Raw genomic sequence first — 246 nt, 5'->3', positions numbered from 1 at the left:
GAGTTATGCGCAGAAGTTGGTGACGCTTGATCAGGCGGCGGCTTGAAGGTGACGGAGACCGTCGCGGAACTCAACCCCTTGGATGATCTCGGGCAGGCGGTTTTGGCCGTCGAGTTTTCGCCATTTTTTCTGCGCCGACATCATCAGCTTGAAGGCCATGGCCAGCCCGGTCTTGCGGCTGAGGCATCCTTTGGTGCGTGTCGTGCGGTGCCGGACGGTCGCGAATGTGCTCTCGATCGGGTTTGA

General features: G+C 59.8%; 1 pseudogene. It reads right to left on the bottom strand.

From position 1 onward, the window contains the following. Positions 1-30: 30 nt before the first annotated feature. Positions 31-246: pseudogene (locus ACK8OU_RS20605) on the bottom strand (IS256 family transposase); the annotation flags it as partial.

The sequence above is a fragment of the Pontitalea aquivivens genome, assembly GCF_046507575.1.
Taxonomy (GTDB): Bacteria; Pseudomonadota; Alphaproteobacteria; order Rhodobacterales; family Rhodobacteraceae; genus Pontitalea; species Pontitalea aquivivens.
The sequence above is the reverse complement of the archived record's forward strand: the minus strand, read 5'-3'. Positions and strand labels throughout refer to the sequence as shown.